The sequence below is a fragment of the Hymenobacter terrestris genome (assembly GCF_013377905.1).
Taxonomy (GTDB): Bacteria; Bacteroidota; Bacteroidia; order Cytophagales; family Hymenobacteraceae; genus Hymenobacter; species Hymenobacter terrestris.
This window is the reverse complement of sequence record NZ_JABKAV010000013.1, coordinates 1-18151: the sequence shown is the minus strand read 5'-3', so window position 1 is coordinate 18151 and position 18151 is coordinate 1. Positions and strand designations below refer to the sequence as shown.

The following is an 18151-nucleotide window of genomic DNA, read 5'->3' as shown; positions in this document are numbered from 1 at the left end:
ACGCCCAACGCGTACAAGAGGCCCACAGGCGTCAGCAGTCAACCTAGTACGTCGTTATTTCCCGGCTCTCTCAAAGGCTTTCGCCATCAGTTGCTTACTCTACGCCACTACACCCTGCACCCGTTAAACTCACTTATATGACTACCTCAACAACTCTCAGGGCATGACCGGAATCATTGTCAGATCGACGGGCTCATGGTACGTGGTGCGCGAAATTAGCACCGGGCAGTTCCACCACTGCCGGCTGCGGGGCAAGTTCAAAAACCAGGGCTTGAAGGTGAGCAACCCGCTGGCCGTGGGCGACGAGGTGGAGTTTACGGTGGAAGAACAGACCGAGGGCGCGGGCGTGATTCATCACATTGCGCCGCGCCGCAACTACATTATCCGTCGCTCGGTGCACAAAACCGAGCACGCCCACATTGTGGCTGCCAACCTCGACCAGGCCCTGCTGGTGGTAACACTGGCTTCCCCAGCCACCTCGTTTGGCTTCATCGACCGGTTTCTAGTCACGGCCGAAGCCTACCACATTTCCACCACGCTGGTTTTCAACAAAACTGACCTCTACGACGACGACCTCAACGATTACCAGGGCCAGATTCAGCAGTTGTATGAGCGCCTGGGCTACCCCGGCCTGCGCTGCTCGGCCCATACCGGCGAGGGTCTGGAAGACGTTGATGCGCTGCTCGATGGCAAGGTGTCGCTGCTCTCAGGCCATTCAGGCGTGGGCAAAAGCACGCTCATCAACGCCCTTGTGCCCGACCTAGATCTGAAAACGGCCGAAATCAGTCAGTTCTCCGACAAAGGGGTGCATACTACTACCTACGCCGAAATGCTCGAAGTGCGCCCTGGCACCTACCTCATCGATACGCCCGGCATCAAGGAGCTAGGCCTCGTGGACATGAAAGCCGGCGAGTTGGCCCACTATTTCCCCGAAATGCGCGCGCTGCTCAACCAGTGCCGCTACCACAACTGTCAGCACCTGCACGAACCCGGCTGCGTCGTGCGCGAAGCCGTGGACCAGGGCCGCATTGCCCTCCCCCGCTACGACAGCTATGTAAGCATGCAGCAAGCCGAGGACAACCGTCGTTAAGCCTTCAGCCGACAGTTTCCGTTCTGATTTACATTTCCTACCCTTACTGATATACCAGCAAAAAAGCGCCAACCCATAATGGGCTGGCGCTTTTTCTATGTAGGTTTTCAGAACGAAAGCTAATGGCTAACAGCTCAAAATCTAAACGTCGAGCTTGGCGTACTTGGCGTTCTTCTCGATGAAATCGCGGCGGGGAGCTACCTCGTCGCCCATTAGCATCGAGAACAGGTGGTCAGCCTCGGCGGCAGAGTCCACATTTACCTGCTTGAGCGAGCGGGTGGAGGGCTGCATAGTGGTGCTCCAGAGCTGCTCGGCGTTCATCTCGCCCAAACCTTTATAGCGCTGCACATTTACGGTTTCGGGCTTGCCCCGACCCAGCTCTTCCTGGGCAGCCATGCGCTCCTCCTCGCTCCAGCAATAGCGCTCCTCCTTGCCCTTTTTCACGAGGTAGAGCGGCGGCAGGGCGATATAGATGTAGCCTTTATCGACCAACTCGCGCATGTAGCGGAAGAAGAAGGTCAGAATCAGGGTCCTGATGTGGGAACCGTCGATGTCAGCATCGGTCATGATGATGACCTTGTGGTAGCGCAGTTTCTTGATGTTGAGCGCCTTGGAATCGGCCTCAATGCCGTTTTCCGGATCGGCAGCGACGCCAAAGCTCACGCCCAGAGCCGTAATCATGTTCCGGATTTCCTCGTTCTCCAGAATGCGGTGCTCCTGGGCCTTCTCTACATTGAGGATCTTACCCCGTAGCGGCAGAATGGCCTGGAAGGCGCGGTTGCGGCCCTGCTTGGCAGTACCACCGGCCGAGTCACCTTCCACGAGGTATATTTCGCAGATTTCGGGGTCCGATTCGGAGCAGTCGGCCAGCTTGCCGGGCAGCGACGTGGAGCCGAGCACCGATTTGCGCTGCACCATTTCGCGGGCCTTTTTAGCGGCAATCCGAGCCTTGGCGGCCAGAATCACTTTCTCGACAATGATGCCGGCTTCCTTAGGATTTTCCTCCAGGTACTGGGCTAGAATTTCTCCTACTGCGGTATTCACCGCGCCATTCACCTCGTTATTGCCCAGCTTGGCTTTGGTCTGGCCTTCGAATTGAGGCTCCTGCACCTTCACCGAAATAACGGCCGTGAGGCCCTCGCGGAAGTCCTCGCCCGAAATCTCCACCTTCGCCTTCTCCAGCTTGCCCGACTTGTCGGCGTAGGCCTTGAGCGTGCGCGTGAGGGCCGAACGGAAGCCGGCTACGTGGGTACCGCCCTCGTGAGTGTTGATGTTGTTGACGTAGGAAAAGATATTTTCCTGGTACGAGTCGTTGTACTGCAGGGCTACTTCTACCGGCGTGCTGCCCTTCTCGTTGATCACGTGGATGGGGGCCGGCATCAGAGCGTGACGCTCGGTGCCATCAAGGTACTGCACGAACTCGGCCAGGCCGCCGGTCGAATAGAACTCCTCGCCCCGGAACTCGGCGTCGTTCTCGCCGGGTTCGCGGCGGTCAGTTAGCGTGATGCGGATGCCGCTGTTCAGGTACGACAGCTCGCGCAGGCGGCCGGCAATGGTGGCATACTTGTACACGCTTTCCGTGAAGATGCTGTCGTCGGGCAGGAACTCCACCTGGGTACCGTGCTCGTCAGTGGTCCCGATTTCCTTTACCGGATACTGCGGGATACCGATCTTGTATTCCTGCTGATACATTTTACCGTTGCGGCGCACGGTTACTTTCAGGTCCTGGCTGAGCGCGTTCACGCAGCTCACGCCCACGCCGTGCAGGCCGCCCGATACCTTGTAAGAGTCCTTATCGAACTTGCCACCGGCGTGCAGTACGGTCATCACCACTTCGAGGGCCGAGCGGCCTTCTTTCTCGTGGAAATCGACGGGAATGCCGCGGCCATTGTCGCGGACGGTAACAGAGTTGTTTTCGTTGATGGTAACGTGGATCGTGTCGCAGTGGCCGGCCAGGGCTTCGTCGATGGAGTTATCGACTACTTCCCACACCAAATGGTGCAGGCCCCGGATGCCGGTGTCGCCGATGTACATCGACGGGCGTTTGCGCACGGCTTCGAGCCCTTCGAGTACCTGAATGCTATTGGCCGAGTACTCGGCGGGGGCTACTTTTTCAGTGATTTCGCTCATGTGTCAGAGGGGGTTCAGCGCGAAGTGCGTAAGTAGGCAAAGATACCGAAAAAATCCGGTTTTTGCCAGCTGCGAGGCCGGTTTTGTCCAGTAGCAAGGGGCCCAAAAAAGCCTGGCTTCCGGGAGAGGAAGCCAGGCTTTTTCTTGGATCAGAACAAGTGCTACCGGACCTGTGCCCGCAGCTGACTTACGCCACTACCTGACTCCAGCCGTACCTGATACACCCCGGATTTCTCGCCGCTCAGATCGAGGGTTGTCTCGGTTCCGCGCGTGACATCGAGGGTGCGACGCTGCACCTGACGGCCCAGCACATCGAGTACCGTGAGCGTAGCCGCCCCGGTATGGGCCGCGGCGGGCCACTGTACCCGGAACTGCCCGTTGGCGCTGGGGTTGGGGCTGAGGCTGGCGCCAAGCACCAGAGTAGCGCCCCGGTTGCTCAGCACCGTACTGGTCAGCTTGTTTACCCCCGTTCCATCGGCCGAGATATTCCCGCTCCAGACAGCTGTCGGGCTGGCAGCATCCACGAACAGATGGTCAATCGTGCTTTCCAGCCTGATCCAGGTTTTGCCGTTATCCTGGCTGTACGACGAGCCCTGGTCGCCGTTGCCCAGGTCGAGGCCTACCGATAAGTAGTTGCCGTTGCCAGGCACCCGAACAATGCCAAAACCGTGCAGTGGGCCGGTGTAGGCAAGGCGGGTCCAGGTAGCGCCACCGTCGGCACTGCTGAAGAGCTCGTGCTGTGTATTGGCAAAAGAAGGCACCACTGCCAGTCCGTTCAGTTCATCACGGAAAGCAATGCTGCCCACCGGGTCGTCGGAGGATCCTACCTGCTTAGCTACCTGCCAGGTAACGCCCCGGTCTCTCGAGCGGAAAATGTCGCCTTCGTTGTTGGGAAACCAGATGGAATTGCCAACCGCCGCAACGGGGAAGAAGGTGCCGAATTCGCCATTGGTGCCGGTAGGTACGTTGACCGAGCGAGTCCAGGTGGTGCCACCATTGGAGGTATAATATATTTCCAGGCCCCCGCCGTTGCGTCCGTCCACGTCGCCCATCACCATGCCATTGGTGGCATCGAAGAAGTACACCGAGTTAGGGTAGCTGTTGGCTTCGCTGAACATGATAGCCGTGGACTGCACTACCCAAGTGGCGCCTCCATCAATGGTTTTCAGCACTCGGCCGCCGCCAGTGGATGTGCGGAAGGTGGAAACCCACGCGGTGGTAGCACTAATGGCCGATATGCTGGTAAGCGTTTCGGAACTGCTGATGCCCGTTACCTGCTTTACTACCCAGTTCTGGCCCCCATTGGTGGTAAGAGCAACCTGATTGGTGCGCACATTCTCCGCCAACAGTCCGCTTGACATGGCCCAGGCCGTATTGGCATCCACGGCGTCGGTGTAGACGGCAGCGGCCTGGGGCTGCGTGAAGTTGAAGGGCTGGGCTACCCACTGGGCCTGCGCAGTGGCAGTAGTCAGCAATAAACCAGCAACGAGTTGTACAACTGTTTTCATAGAGAGAGAAAAAGGTGAAATAAGGTGACGATTTCAGACGGAGCGCTTTCCGGATGAGGCCGCTCGCCAGACAAGCAGGCTATACCAGACCGGGCTTCAATATAGGTGTATTTGCATGAAATCATCGGCTGATTAACAGCTGCTTCTGCCACCGCTTGGCCTTGCGCTGCACCGGCCCTGCTTGGCCAAAACGCCACACGCCCGCTGTAGCAGTGGGCGTGTGGCATTTTGGCAGCAAGTGAGCAAGGAAGTCCGGAAGCGTCGGAGCAGTTTTGGCCGGCTTTTAGAACGGCGGCGGGCCGTCGTCGAAATTACTGCGCGGGAAGGGCTGAGCCGGCGGCGGCGAGTCGTTGTTGATGCGCGAGCCCAGCCGGATGGTGTTGGGCGCAAAGCCGCCGGACTGGTCGTCGTCGAAGGTGCTGGTCGGGAAAGAGCTGGGGTTGAAGCCATCATCGAAGCCGCCGCCGCCGTCGAGGTCGGCGAACTTAGTAAACTTGCCGATGAATTTGAGCTGCACGGTTTCCAGCGAGCCGTTCCGGTGCTTGGCAATGATAACCTCGCCCGTGCCCTGGGTGGGGTTACCCATCTCATCCTCCGTGATTTTGTAGTATTCGGGCCGATACAGGAAGATTACCATGTCGGCATCCTGCTCGATAGAACCCGATTCACGCAGGTCACTTAGCTGGGGTTTTTTATCACCGCCGCGGGTTTCTACCGAGCGCGAAAGCTGCGATAGGGCCAGTACGGGCACGTTCAGTTCCTTGGCAATGCCCTTGAGTGCCCGCGAGATGCTGGCAATTTCCTGCTCTCGGTTACCCCCGCCCTTGCCGTCGGTGTTGCCGGTCATCAGCTGCAGATAGTCGATGATAATCATCGAAATATCGTGGTGGGCCTTGAGGCGGCGGCACTTGGTGCGCAACTCCCGGATGCTAAGGCCGGGCGTATCGTCAATGTAGATCGGGGCCGACGAGAGATTGGAAATCTTGTGGTTGAGTTGAGCCCACTCGTGGTCGGCCAGGTTGCCCTTTTTGATTTTCTCCGAATCCAGCTCCGCTTCGGCCGAAATCAGGCGATTCACGAGCTGCAACGACGACATTTCCAGCGAGAAAATGGCCACCGGCTTCTTGAACTCGACGGCCGCATTGCGCATGGCCGACACCACGAAGGCAGTTTTACCCATGCCTGGCCGAGCCGCAATAATCACGAGGTCAGAGTTTTGCCATCCGCTCGTAACTCTATCCAGGGCCGAGAAGCCAGAGGGGACGCCGGTGAGGCCGTCCTTCTGGTCCTTCTTTTCTTCGAGCTCCTTGATGGCTTTGCCCATCAGGCTGCGCATGTCGTCGAAGTTCTTGCGGATGTTCGACTCCGACACTTCAAAAAGGGCCTGCTCGGTGGAGTCGAGCAGATTGAACACGTCGGTGGTGTCCTCGAAGGCGTCGCGCTGGATGGTGCTGGCAATGTTGATGAGTTCCCGCTTGATGGCGTTTTCGGTGATAATGCGGGAGTGATACTCGATGTTGGCCGCCGAGTTGACCTTGAACGTGAGCTGGGCCACGTAATGCGTGCCGCCAGCCGCCTCCAGCTCGCCCATCTCGCGCAGCTCGTGCGTGACAGTGAGGATATCAATCGGCTCCGACTTGTCGAACAAGTTCAGGATGGCCTTGAAGATGCGCTGGTGGCCGTCTTTGTAGAAGCTCTGGGGCTTGAGGATGTCGATGACGGTGGTCAGGGCGTCCTTTTCGAGCATGAGCGCACCCAACACGGCGGCCTCCAACTCCAGCGCTTGGGGCGGCAGCTTACCCGCTGGCCCACCTTGCGGCAAGTGGGCCGGGCGGCTGTTCCAGGCCGCTTTAGCCCTCGAACCTGCTTGCTTGAGGCGGTCATCCATCCGGTCGTTCATCTAAAAAAATACACTACAAGGTAAGCACACCGAACGAGTTTCGCGACGGGTATTTTTGCGGCGGGTTTCCCGGCGCGGCGCAGCTGTTCGGCCAAAGGGCTGCAAAGCTAACGGCTGGGCCTTACAATCCGGGAAGGGATGCAAAGGTTTCTTTGCGGCAATGGATTGGGGCCATTTGTCATGCTGAGCGTAGTCGAAGCATCTCTACCGCTTCGTTGCAGTCGTCGGGTTTAGTATTGTGGCAGAGATGCTTCGACTGCGCTTAGCATAATGAACGGCACAGCATCTCCCTATGCCGGAAAAGGCTAGTTCCTGCAATGCCTGCAGAAGCATGACCAACGGCCCAGCGTCTCCTTGTTGCCCGAAAAAGGCCCGCTCATTCCCCAACAAACCCAAACTACTACCTTTGGGCCCTACTTTTCTATACCTATGGCTTCTGCTGCTCCCTCTTCGCTCCACCGCCTGCACCTGATTGCCACCGGCGGCAGCATTATGCACAACCTGGCGCTGACCCTGCACCGGCGCGGGGCCCACGTAACGGGCTCTGACGACGAAATATTTGAGCCCGCCAAAGGCCGGCTGGCCGCCGCCGGGCTGCTACCCGAGGCTGAGGGCTGGTTTCCGGAAAAGGTAACGGCCGACCTCGACGCCGTGATTGTGGGCATGCACGCCCGGCCCGACAACCCCGAGCTGCTACGGGCCCAGGAGCTGGGACTGCGGGTGTACTCGTTTCCGGAGTTTATTTACGAGGCTTCGAAGGACAAGCAGCGCATCGTCATTGGCGGCTCGCATGGCAAAACCAGCATCACCTCGCTTATCCTGCACGTGCTGCGCTACCACGGCCGCAAGTTCGACTACGCCGTGGGGGCCCAGCTGGAGGGCTTCGAGCTGATGGTGCAGCTCACCGACGACGCGCCCATCATCATCATCGAGGGCGACGAGTACCTGGCCTCCCCCATCGACCGGCGGCCCAAGTTTCACCTGTATCAGCACCACATCGGCGTTATTTCGGGCATCAGCTGGGACCATATCAACGTGTTTCCGACCGAGGAAATCTACCGCGAGCAGTTCAGGATCTTTGCCGAGATGACACCTAAGGCTGGGGTGTTGATTTATGACCGCGACGACGAGCAAACCCAACTGGTAACCGTGCCCACCAGCCCCGATGTGAAGTACATCGGCTACGGCCCCCACGACAACGTGGTACGCGACGGCCAGACGTTTCTGGTGACGAAAAAGGATGAGCAGGTACCCGTGAAGATATTCGGGGAACACAACCTGCGCAATATTTCGGCGGCCAAGGAAGTGTGCAAGCAGCTGGGCATCAAGGGCAAGGAGTTTTATGAGGCGCTGGGCTCGTTTAAGGGCGCGGCGCGGCGGCTGGAGCTGGTGCGCGAGGGCGCAGGCTCGGTAGTGTACAAGGACTTTGCTCACGCCCCAAGCAAGCTGAAGGCGACAGCTACGGCGTTCAAGAAACAGTTTCCGCAGCGGCGGCTGGTGGCCTGCTTGGAGCTGCACACCTTCAGCTCGCTCAACCCCGATTTCCTGCCCCAGTACGCCCACACCTTCGATGCGCCCGATGTGGCCGTGGTGTATTTCAACCCGCAGGTGCTAGCCCATAAGCGCCTGCCAGCCCTGCCGACCGAGGCCGTACAGGCCGCTTTCCAGCGTTCCGATTTGCGCGTGTTCACCGACAGCGCGGAGCTGGCCGATTTCCTGCACGCCCAGGACTGGACAAATGCCAACCTGCTGATGATGTCGTCAGGCACCTTCGACGGGCTGGATCTGGCCACGTTGGCCGAAGAGGTAGTGTCGTAGGGGCGGGTTTTGAGCTTCACCTAAGTTACGGCGTAGATCTATCGGCACGATGTAGGGTGAGGCTTGTCCCCGCCCCTACATCGTGCCGATAGAACGAGGCATTGCCGGGCCTTATGCAGTCGTTCAAGGTGCTGTCCTGACGGCGGGCGGGGACAAGCCCTGCCCCTACATCGGGCAAGTAGTGCATGTACAGAAGATGCTCAGAAAATCAAAAGCACGTCATGCTGAGCGTAGTCGAAGCATGACGTGCTAATTGATCTTGGGTATTTGCCAAACAGCTTCACAGACTCCAGAACCCACACAAAAAGAAGCGCCGACCACACAAGTGGCCGGCGCTTTTTTGTTGGCATCCGGGATAAGCGGAATGCCTGCTGGTTACTTAGCCAGGGGCAGGATAACGCCATCGATAACGTGGGTTACGCCGTTGCTCGAAATAACGTCGGCTACCTGAACGGTGGCGGGGGCGTCTTTGCCGTTGCCGACCATTACTACGCCGTCTTTCACCATGACCATCAGCTTCTCACCGTTCACGGTGGTCAGCTCCTGGCCATCCTTCAGGTCCTGGGCTACAAGGCGGCCGGGGATGACGTGGTAGGTGAGTACGGCTGCCAACTTGTCTTTGCTTTCGGGCTTCAGCAGACCAGCCAAGGCACCGTTGGGCAGCTTGTCGAAGGCGGCGTTAGTGGGGGCGAATACGGTGAACGGACCGGGGCCGCTAAGCGTACCGTCGAGGCCGGCGGCCTGCACGGCCTTCACGAGGGTACTTACGCTGGATGCCATTACGGCGTTCTGCACGATAGTATTGCTGGGCAGCATGGCTACGCCATCTACCATTACGCCCTCAGGCTTGCCCATGCGCGCGTCGTCGGCCATCATCGTCGTCGAGTCGACGGTGGTTGCGGTGGTGTTGTCAACTACTACGTCGGTGTTTTCGGTGGTGGTATCGCCACAGCTGGCCAAACCAAAGCTGAGGGAGCCGGCGGCCAGCAGGGCCAGGGTAGAGGAACGCAGAAGCTTGTGCATGAAAAGAGGTAAAAAGGGAAAGAGAGGAACTGCCGCCACCTTCCGATGGCGCTTGCGAAGCTACGAACCATTCGCTAATCCGGATGTTTGTCTGGTCACTAAATTCCTACCTTTGCCTGCCACTGCAACCCGTCCCGGCCGGGGGCGTAAGGCGGTTAAGATTTCCTTTCCATCTAGTATCTCCATTTCACATTTCCATCGCCAACTCCATGAAAACTGCCGAAATCCACACCAGCAAGGGCGTTATGAAGGTTGAGTTCTACGAGCAGGACGCGCCGAAAACCGTTAAGAACTTCACCGATCTGGCCGAAAAAGGCTTTTATGACGGCCTCAAGTTTCACCGTGTAATTCCCAACTTCGTAATTCAGGGCGGCTGCCCCAACTCGCGCGACGGCGCCAAAGGCACGCCCGGTACCGGCGGCCCTGGCTACAAAATCGACTGCGAGCTGAATGGCGAGCACCAGTACCACGAGCGCGGTGCCCTGAGCATGGCCCACGCTGGCCGTAACACTGGCGGCTCGCAGTTCTTTATCGTCCACTCGCGCGACAACACCGCCCACCTCGACCGCAACCACACGGTGTTCGGCAAAGTGGTGGAGGGCCTCGACATCATCGAGCAGATAAAAGCCGATGACGAAATCCAGAAGGTTGTGGTGAGCGAGCAGGCCTAACCCAGCTGCCCAACCCGCTGCAACTCAGCGGTAAGTGGTTCGTAAACCAGGGTACGGCTGTGCTTTCAGCTACTTACCCTATCTCTTGCCACATGAAGAATTCTTTCAATACCCGCTTGTTTCCGTCGTTCGTGCTGGGTGCGGCCCTGCTGCTGGGCACCTCAGGGTGCGCGGCCTTTAAGTCCGATATGGATTCGAGCAACCCGGTTATTGCGGCCCAGGCCCAGCGCATCAGCGACCTACGCAACCAGATCAGCGACCAGGACCGGCTGGTAGAAACCGAGAAAGCCAAGCTCAAGTCATTGGAGTATCAGCTTAAAAGCGCCGAGCAGGAACTTAAGGCGCGCAAGCTGTAAGTACGGCGTTTGCTGAATACGAAAAGGCCCGTCGGAGTAATCCGGCGGGCCTTTTTGCGTTTGTGTCTCGGCGTTGGACGACCCGCTTGGCCGGTTAGCTCACGGTACCAAAACTCCCAAAGGAGCGGCGGGAACAGTTCAAGGAGACGCAAAGAAGCATCTATCTAAAACGCCCCGCGCACCTTTCGGTACGCGGGGCGTTTTAGATGTTGGCTACGGTAGCGGCGCCTAGCGGCGGCGTCCGCGCTGGGGCTTTTCGTCCTCGTCGTCGTCCTCATCTTCGTCGCCTTCCCCGAAGGAAGGCATGGTGAACATCGACGAGAGCAAGTCCTTGAACTGGGCGCCGGCGGTGAGGCGGTTGCGCGAAATCAGGCTGTACTCGCTCAGGCCGTGGAGCAAGAACTCCATCAGGAAGTAGGTAGCCTCGGCGTCCTCGTTGGGGTGCAATTCGGCTACGATGTCGCGCAGGCCGGGCACCTGGTCGAGGGCGGCGCGGTAGTCTTTCGTGCTCAGGTCATGGAGCAAATCCACGGTGTGGCCGCTGCCGAACCACTCCTGCACCGTTTTGTAAGGTGAGGGGCGGCCTTTGAGCTTCTTGGCCTTGTCGGGGTCGGGGAAGTAGTTGAGGAACAGCGTGCGGATAGCCTTGCCCATGAGCTTCTCGGCCACGATGCCGGCTCCCTCCTGCTCGCCTTCATACACCAGCTCCACCTTGCCGGTAACGGCCGGCACGGCCGTAATAAAGTCACTAACGCGCACGTAGGTAGTCTTTTCACCGTTCACCAGCGCCCGGCGCTCGGCTCCGGCTACCACCTGCTCGAAAGCCGAGATGGTGAGGCGGGCCGACACGCCGCTTTTGGCATCGACAAACTCGGAGCCGCGGGCCTCAATGGCCACCTGCTCCACGAGGTCGGATACGATGTCATTCAGCGTCACCATGCCCCGCTGCGCCGGCTTGATGCGGGCCTCCTGCTGGGTGATGCGCTTGCCGATTTCGATGGATTTCGGGTAGTGGGTGATAATCTGGGCATCGATACGGTCCTTGAGGGGCGTAACGATGGAGCCGCGGTTGGTGTAGTCCTCGGGATTGGCCGTAAACACGAACTGCAAATCCAGCGGCAGCCGCACCTTGAAACCGCGAATCTGGATGTCGCCTTCCTGCAGAATGTTGAACAGCGACACCTGGATGCGGGCCTGCAAGTCAGGCAGCTCGTTGATGACGAAAATACCCCGGTGCGCTCTTGGAATCAGACCGAAGTGAATCACGCGCTCGTCGGAGTACGGCAGCTTGAGCGTGGCCGCCTTGATGGGGTCAGCGTCGCCGATCAGGTCGGCCACCGATACATCGGGCGTGGCCAGCTTCTCGGTGTAACGGTCGGCACGGGGCAGCCACGCCACGGGCGTTTCGTCGCCGTGCTCGGCTAACAGGTTCTTGGCAAACACGCTCAGCGGCTGCAACGGGTCGTCGTTGAGCTCCGAGCCTTCCACCATCGGCACGTACTCATCGAGCAGGCCAATGAGCAGGCGGGCAATACGGGTTTTGGCCTGGCCCCGCAAACCCAGCAGGTTGATGTGGTGGCCAGCCAGAATAGCGCGCTGCAACTCCGGAATCACGGTTTCTTCGTAGCCGAAGATGCCGGGAAACACGTCTTCGCCGCTTTGCAGCTTCTTGATGAGGTTGTCGCGCAGCTCGGTTTTCACGGTGCGGGGCTGGTAGCCGGATTTTTTGAGGGCCCCGAGGGTGGTTATCTTATGAAGTTGGTCAGCGGAAAGCGAATCGTAAGCGGGCATATATCAAAAAGTAGTGGGATGTACGGAATTGTAGGGACGCTTCTTCGCGTCTTGGCATTAAATGGGGGCGCAAGGGTCATATGGAATCGTTGAATTGGTCGTCCAACGGGGAGACGCGATGGGTCGCGTCTCCACACCCATTTAGGCTTACAGGCTCTTGCGGCGGTTTTTCTTGTAGTCCTCGAAAATCAGGTGGCCCAGGCCTTTGAGGCTGGAGTAGTAGGCTTTGCCCTGGTTGACTTCGGTGAACTCCTCCACGAAACGCTTCAGATATGGGTCGTCGGCAATCATGAAGGTGGTGATGGGCACTTTGAGACGGCGGGCGGCAGCGGCCAGGTTCAGGGTTTTGTTGATGACTTTGCGGTCGAGGCCGAACGAGTTTTTGTAGTAGCCGCCGGGCTCCTTGAGGCAGGTAGGCTTGCCGTCGGTAATCATGAAAATCTGCTTGTTGCTCGTTTTGCGCTTGCGCAGCAGATCCAGAGCCAGCTCCAGGCCGGCCACTGTGTTGGTATGGTAAGGGCCAACCTGCAAATACGGCAGTTCCTTCACCTCAATCTGCCAGGCGTCATTGCCGAATACAATCACGTCGAGAAAATCCTTGGGATACTTCTGCTTCACGAGCTCCGCCAGGGCCATAGCCACCTTTTTGGCGGGCGTGATGCGGTCTTCGCCGTACAGAATCATCGAGTGCGAGATGTCAATCATGAGCACCGTGCTGGTCTGGGTCTTGTGCTCATTCTCGCGCACCTCCAGGTCGCCCTCAGTCAGCATAAAGTCGTCACCGCTGCCGATGCCGTGGTTGAGCTGGGCGTTACGGATGCTCTCGGTCATGGAAATCTGGTCGAGCGAGTCGCCGAACCGAAATTCGCGCATGTCGGTGCTCTGCTCGTCGCCCTGGCCAGTGTGGGGAGTGCGGTGGTTGCCGGTGCCCGATTTTTTGAGCTTGCCGAAGATTTCCTCCAGCGCCGACTTGCGGATTTTCTGCTCGCTCTTGGCCGTGATGTTGAAGGAACCCGGCTCCTGGGCATTTTCGTCGATGTAGCCCTTTTTCTTGAGGTCCTCGATGAAGTTGCCCATGCCGTAACCATCGTCAGTCAGGCCGTACTGCTTGTCGAGTTCATTGAGCCAAGAAAGCGACTCGCCCACATCACCGCTGGTGATGGTGACGAGCTGCATGAATATTTTGAACAGGGAGTCGAAGCCCTTGTCGGTCGTTTCTTCGGGCACGTAATCCCGGAATCGGAAGCCTGCGGACATAGAATAGTAGTAGGGAGAAGGAGCAGCATCAGAATTCAGCCGCAATAGGCTCAACACGGCCCGGCGGCGGAATGTTTCTTGTGGCTAAAAGGAGCGGCAACACCAGACAAAAGAACGTTTATGCTGACGTTGTTACGAAACGAACAGCCATACTGATTACCCCAAAACTGACCGTCATGCTGAACGCAGCCGAAGCATCTGTACCGCAAATGGCACACCCAACGGCAAGGATAACATTGCGGTAGAGATACATCGGCTACGCTCAGCATGACAAACGTTTTCTATCCTCTCTCCCCTATCCTACCCCCACCGCTGCTGCCAAGCTCTCACCAGCGCCGTGCGAGCCGCTTTCAGCTGGCGTACGGGCCAGGGCAGGCGGTTGAGACTAATGCTCAGAAAAGGGGTTTCCACCGAGCCGAAGCTGCCGTAGAAATGCGCAATCGAACTTACTTCGGGGGCCTCAAAGTCGAAGCATAACGGCCGGCCGGCATACTGGCGAAAAACCTCGTCAAGGAGCAGTGAAATTGCCCCTGCTGCCTTACCCGCTTCGGTGGAAGCGTTGAAAATGTAGGTTAGACGGCCATTGAATTCAAAGAGCATCAGCATAGCTACTACCTCGCCGGCCGTGGTGCGAGCCTGCCACAGTTGGGCAAGCCCTTTCTGGCTGGCTTGGGCATAGAGCGCCCGTAGCAGGCGGTATTCGTATTCCTCGCCGATGACACCATATATAAGAGGGGCCGTGTTTTCATCAAATATGCGCACCAGCTGATCGAGGTCGGTGCTGGGTTCGAGGTGCAGACCGCGGCGGCGGGCTTGGTTGAGCCGCCAACGCCGGTTGGGCTTGTAGGCGGCCACCAGCTGGCTATGTGTGGGATGCAGAGGTAGGTAATAGGTGTGAAACGTAGCCGTTTCGAAGCTATGCAAGGGGGCGGCCAGCAGCGCCGCATTATCGGTATTAAATGAGTATCGGGTGATAAAGCGGAACTCGCGGTGCAGCAGAGTACCGATGTCGGCCCAGTCGTCGGGCGTAGGTGCCTCCCGGCTGAACAAGCCTAGCTGCTGCGCAAACAGCGGCTGTTTGAGGTAGCGAAACCCAAAACGGCGCTGCACCGGTAGCGGCAGCCCGGCCACGTAGCGCCCCTGTGCATCGAGCTTTACCAGCGCGGCCCAGCCCGGCGCCACGATATCGAGGTACCACGACAGGGCGTAGATCAGGCCGTTGGGGGCATCAGTAATCAGCGCATCCCATTGGGAACGATTGAGGCTCTCGGGGCCAACGTAGCGGAACATGGCGGGAAGCTCGGGTTTCAGCAGTAGCAAAACATCCGGCAAAGATGCACGTTTAGCAATATCGGCACTGCGGCCCAGCTTCCGGCGGCCATCTTCTTACCTATTTGCTCTCAATTCTCACTCATATGAAAGCTATCTGGAATAATACAGTCATTGCTGAAAGCAATGACACGGTAGTAGTGGAAAACAACCACTACTTCCCCATCGACTCCATTAAGCAGGAGTATTTCGAAGACAGTATTGCCCACACCAGCTGCCCCTGGAAGGGCCGGGCCAGCTACTACTCGCTGCGGGTGAACGGCGAACTGAACAAGGATGCTTCTTGGTTTTACCCCGAACCCAAGGAAGCCGCCAGCCACATTCGAGGGCGCGTGGCCTTCTGGAAAGGCGTACGGGTGGAAGCCTGAACCGGTCCCGAACTGCCCGGACCTATGCCGAAACAGACAATTTGGGTCGCCCGACTCCCAAGGAATCAGAAAAATACAACTCAATCTTTGTACATTGCGTTTAAACGGTCAAAATCCTCTCCCGGATAGCCCTCCGTTCCGGCAATTGCCGGGGCCATACTTGCATCTTCCCTAACTTTTTACTCATGCGTATTTCTTCTCTCTCCTATTTGCTGCTGGCGGCCGGTGTTGCGTCTTCTGCCCTGTCGGCCTGCGATTCTACGCGTCAGGTAGCTACTACCGAGTCGTCGTCGAGCCCCTTGCCCTCCACGCCTGCTATCGATGAGGGCGACGTTACTTTCAGCCAGGATGTAACGCAGGGTGAGTACCGTTTCCAGGTGAAAACTTTCGGCTCGGAGGCCTCCCGCGTCATCAGCATCCGCTCTTACCGTGGCTCTTCGCTCACTACCGATCCGATCCGCACGTCGGTGATGGGGGCAGTTACGAGTGCAATGGCGGCCGATATGAATGGCAACGGCAAGCCTGAGCTTTACGTGATGACCGATAACAAGAAAGCGAATGGCGGCCTTTATGGCTTCGAGTTCACCGAGCGGGGCTACGCTCCTATCTCGATGCCCGGTACGCCGGCCGGCGAGCCTGGCTCGGGCTACATGGGCCAAGACACCTACCAGATTAGCGGTAACAAGCTCATGCGCACTTTCCCCATCACGCCCGCCGATGGTTCTGCCTCAACCGGCAGCCGCACCGTAGAGTATACTCTTGACGGCACCGGTAAGCTAGTTATGGGCCAGTCGATGGACCGCTAGAGTTTAACGCTTTAGAAAATACACAAAAAGTCCCCGCCGTAGTTACGGCGGGGACTTTTTGTGTTATTGCAACTTGGAGTGCGCCTATTTAGTGCTCATTCCCCTTGCGGGGGCATTGGCATCACTAGTCGATCCACTTAAACTTGTACTCCAGGCGCGGTATAGGCATCCGGTCGGCCACGCGACGCAGGCGATTGGGCAGTGCTACTACATAGTCGCGGGCCTTTTCGGCAGCCGGGTTCAGGCCAGTCATGGCTTCAATTTTCCACTCCTGGATGAGCGTATCGAGAATTTCGGTGTAGTCGTGACTGGTGTACACGCCCAGACGCTGGGCAGCATCGGTGAAGTGGCCGAAGGTTTTGCCCATCTCCACACCCATCTCGCGCATGTAGTGAGCCGGCATCACAATCTTCTTGCGCATCATATCCTCGAAAGCCAGCATCATTTCGGATGGATCGACCTCAAAAATCTTCTCGACGAAGGTTTTGTACACGCGGGCGTGACGGTTTTCGTCGCCTGCAATCATGCCACAGAGTCGGGAAAGCTGGTCGTCGCCGGCAGTACGGGCCAGTTGGCCTACCCGGCGGTGCGAAATGTTGGTAGCCATTTCCTGGTACGAAGTGTACACAAAGGCGCGGTAGGGGTCGTGGGCAGTGCCTAGATCGAAACCGTCGTTGATGAGGTAGTGCGTGCTGACCTCAAACTCGCGCATGTTTACGCGGCCCGTGAGGTAGAGGTAACGGTTGAGCAGGTCGCCGTGGCGGTTTTCCTCGGCCGTCCAGCCCCGGATCCACTGGGCCCAGCCGTTGTTGGGGTCGCGGTTGAGGTCGTCGAGCTGATGAAACCAGGCTTCATAGTTAGGCAGGGCCTCCTCGGTAATGGTGTCGCCGATGAGCACGGCCAGCAGGTCGTAGCTGAGTCCCTGGGCCCGCTCGCGCAACAGCTTCACTTCGTCGAAAAAGGTATCCTGACGCGAATCAGGCAGGAAGTCGGTGGGCTGCCAACTGGTTTCCACGCTCTTGAGAAACGTGTCCATATTTTCTTTCAGGAAACCCTCCATACTCTGGAGTACTTCACTACGGGTGGTAACGGAGGCAGCAATCATGGTGACTGGGACTAGGGAAATGAATAAGTCGTATCAAAGGTATACTACCTTTAACCCGACCTGACCGCAATAAGTCCGGTTTTGTTGACAATACTTTGGTATTGGGGGGTTATTGCGGAAATTTTACACGCATTTGGTACACCTGAGTTGGCCCTAGGAGCGCCTGACTTGGTATTTCCAGCCACGCGGCCGGCTGGCTGGACCGCCGTTGCAGCTGTAGCTGGCGGTTGAGAAGCTGCGCCGTGGCGGGCGTAAGTAACCAAGCCACGGCCGGCCGCGACCCAAGGCGACGCAGGGCAGTCGTGAAGTCGGCGGTGCCGGTGAGTTGGCGGCGCCACGCGGGTTGGCTCGGGTGCAACAGCTGCCAGCCCCGCACCGACAGCCATTGCAGCTCCGGCGGCAGTCGCCCTACTCCCCCGGCGAAGGGCGACTCGGCCTTGTAAGTTTCTTCCATCGCATCGGACACCACTAAGCCCCCACCGGGCGGTAGCTGCTGCCGGGCCAGCGCCAGCAACTGCTGGCGAACGGCGCGGTAGCGCTGGCGCTCCTGGATTAGCACGCTCCGACGATGGAGTGTTTTGTAGATGTATGGACCAGTCGCCAGCCCCAAGGCAAGTAGCAGAAACGACAAAGCCAGCCCAGGTCGCAATGCCACAGACCGCAATACAAATACCAGATTGCTGAAAACCCACAAATCGAGCAATGGAAGGGCCAGCCGGGGCGGTAGTTTCAGTCCCACGCCCAATGCTAGCACCAACGCCAAATAACCAGCCTGCACCAGCCAGAACTGCCCCCGGCTAGGTTGCGCCCGCAGTACCAGCCCGCAAGTAGCGGCCAGCAGCAGCAACAGCGCAAAGTAGTCGCGCGGGAACTGCTGGAGCAGGTCACCGAGCTTGCGGGGTGCCGTATGGTGCAGGAAGTAACCAGCCCGGATTGGCGCGGCGCGGCGCAACGTGGCCTCATTCACCAGCGTCGAGTCAGCCAGCAGCCAGAGGCGGG

At 58.3% G+C, this 18151-nt stretch carries 15 protein-coding genes; 6 read left to right on the top strand and 9 right to left on the bottom strand.

The features are described 5' to 3' along the window. Window positions 1-163 precede the first annotated feature (163 nt). Window positions 164-1090 carry a ribosome small subunit-dependent GTPase A gene (rsgA, locus tag HW556_RS06715; RefSeq protein ID WP_176899194.1) on the top strand — a complete coding sequence of 309 codons (927 nt, stop codon included), beginning with the start codon at window positions 164-166 and terminating at the stop codon, window positions 1088-1090. A gap of 141 nt (window positions 1091-1231) precedes the next feature. On the opposite strand, the gene gyrB is transcribed toward rsgA, so the two are convergent. The 3 genes from gyrB to dnaB form a co-directional block, all read right to left on the bottom strand. Beyond that, window positions 1232-3220: a DNA topoisomerase (ATP-hydrolyzing) subunit B gene (gene gyrB / locus HW556_RS06710; RefSeq protein ID WP_176899193.1), complete on the bottom strand. Its 1989-nt coding sequence runs from the start codon at window positions 3218-3220 to the stop codon at window positions 1232-1234. Window positions 3221-3381: 161 nt separating this feature from the next. Continuing rightward, window positions 3382-4728, bottom strand: coding sequence for a T9SS type A sorting domain-containing protein (locus HW556_RS06705; RefSeq protein WP_176899192.1), 1347 nt, complete (start codon window positions 4726-4728; stop codon window positions 3382-3384). 283 nt (window positions 4729-5011) lie between these two features. Continuing rightward, window positions 5012-6628 (bottom strand): replicative DNA helicase, encoded by a 1617-nt coding sequence (gene dnaB / locus HW556_RS06700; RefSeq protein ID WP_176899191.1) that lies wholly within the window; start codon window positions 6626-6628, stop codon window positions 5012-5014. 429 nt (window positions 6629-7057) lie between these two features. Between dnaB and HW556_RS06695 the strand changes: the two genes are divergently transcribed. Continuing rightward, the gene (locus HW556_RS06695) at window positions 7058-8446 is read left to right on the top strand and encodes a UDP-N-acetylmuramate--L-alanine ligase (RefSeq protein ID WP_176899189.1); all 1389 of its coding nucleotides are present in this window, start codon (window positions 7058-7060) and stop codon (window positions 8444-8446) included. 375 nt (window positions 8447-8821) lie between these two features. Here the strand turns inward: HW556_RS06695 and HW556_RS06690 are convergent, their stop codons facing one another. Beyond that, on the bottom strand, window positions 8822-9469 hold the full coding sequence (locus tag HW556_RS06690) for a fasciclin domain-containing protein (RefSeq protein WP_176899188.1): 648 nt from the start codon (window positions 9467-9469) through the stop codon (window positions 8822-8824). 209 nt (window positions 9470-9678) lie between these two features. On the opposite strand from HW556_RS06690, the gene HW556_RS06685 reads away from it, so the two are divergent. Both HW556_RS06685 and HW556_RS06680 read left to right on the top strand, forming a co-directional pair. Next, on the top strand, window positions 9679-10140 hold the full coding sequence (locus HW556_RS06685) for a peptidylprolyl isomerase (protein ID WP_176899187.1): 462 nt from the start codon (window positions 9679-9681) through the stop codon (window positions 10138-10140). 92 nt (window positions 10141-10232) lie between these two features. Further along, a complete protein-coding gene (locus HW556_RS06680) occupies window positions 10233-10496 on the top strand; it encodes a hypothetical protein (protein ID WP_176899186.1) in 264 nt (87 codons plus the stop codon). 228 nt (window positions 10497-10724) lie between these two features. On the opposite strand, the gene HW556_RS06675 is transcribed toward HW556_RS06680, so the two are convergent. From HW556_RS06675 to HW556_RS06665, 3 genes are all read right to left on the bottom strand, one after another. After that, complete coding sequence (locus tag HW556_RS06675; protein WP_176899185.1) at window positions 10725-12287, bottom strand: sigma 54-interacting transcriptional regulator; 1563 nt, start codon at window positions 12285-12287, stop codon at window positions 10725-10727. 147 nt (window positions 12288-12434) lie between these two features. Next, window positions 12435-13544: a vWA domain-containing protein gene (locus tag HW556_RS06670; RefSeq protein WP_176899184.1), complete on the bottom strand. Its 1110-nt coding sequence runs from the start codon at window positions 13542-13544 to the stop codon at window positions 12435-12437. A gap of 300 nt (window positions 13545-13844) precedes the next feature. Beyond that, window positions 13845-14864 carry a GNAT family N-acetyltransferase gene (locus HW556_RS06665; protein WP_176899182.1) on the bottom strand — a complete coding sequence of 340 codons (1020 nt, stop codon included), beginning with the start codon at window positions 14862-14864 and terminating at the stop codon, window positions 13845-13847. A gap of 95 nt (window positions 14865-14959) precedes the next feature. Between HW556_RS06665 and HW556_RS06660 the strand changes: the two genes are divergently transcribed. Together HW556_RS06660 and HW556_RS06655 are read left to right on the top strand one after the other, a co-directional pair. Beyond that, on the top strand, window positions 14960-15241 hold the full coding sequence (locus tag HW556_RS06660) for a DUF427 domain-containing protein (RefSeq protein WP_176899180.1): 282 nt from the start codon (window positions 14960-14962) through the stop codon (window positions 15239-15241). A gap of 185 nt (window positions 15242-15426) precedes the next feature. Beyond that, complete coding sequence (locus tag HW556_RS06655; RefSeq protein WP_176899178.1) at window positions 15427-16047, top strand: hypothetical protein; 621 nt, start codon at window positions 15427-15429, stop codon at window positions 16045-16047. Window positions 16048-16171: 124 nt separating this feature from the next. Here HW556_RS06655 and HW556_RS06650 read toward each other — a convergent pair whose 3' ends face one another. Continuing rightward, window positions 16172-17152 carry an acyl-ACP desaturase gene (locus tag HW556_RS06650; protein WP_176899176.1) on the bottom strand — a complete coding sequence of 327 codons (981 nt, stop codon included), beginning with the start codon at window positions 17150-17152 and terminating at the stop codon, window positions 16172-16174. A gap of 109 nt (window positions 17153-17261) precedes the next feature. Then, a partial coding sequence (locus tag HW556_RS06645) for a hypothetical protein (protein WP_176899174.1) occupies window positions 17262-18151 on the bottom strand: 890 nt, incomplete at its 5' end.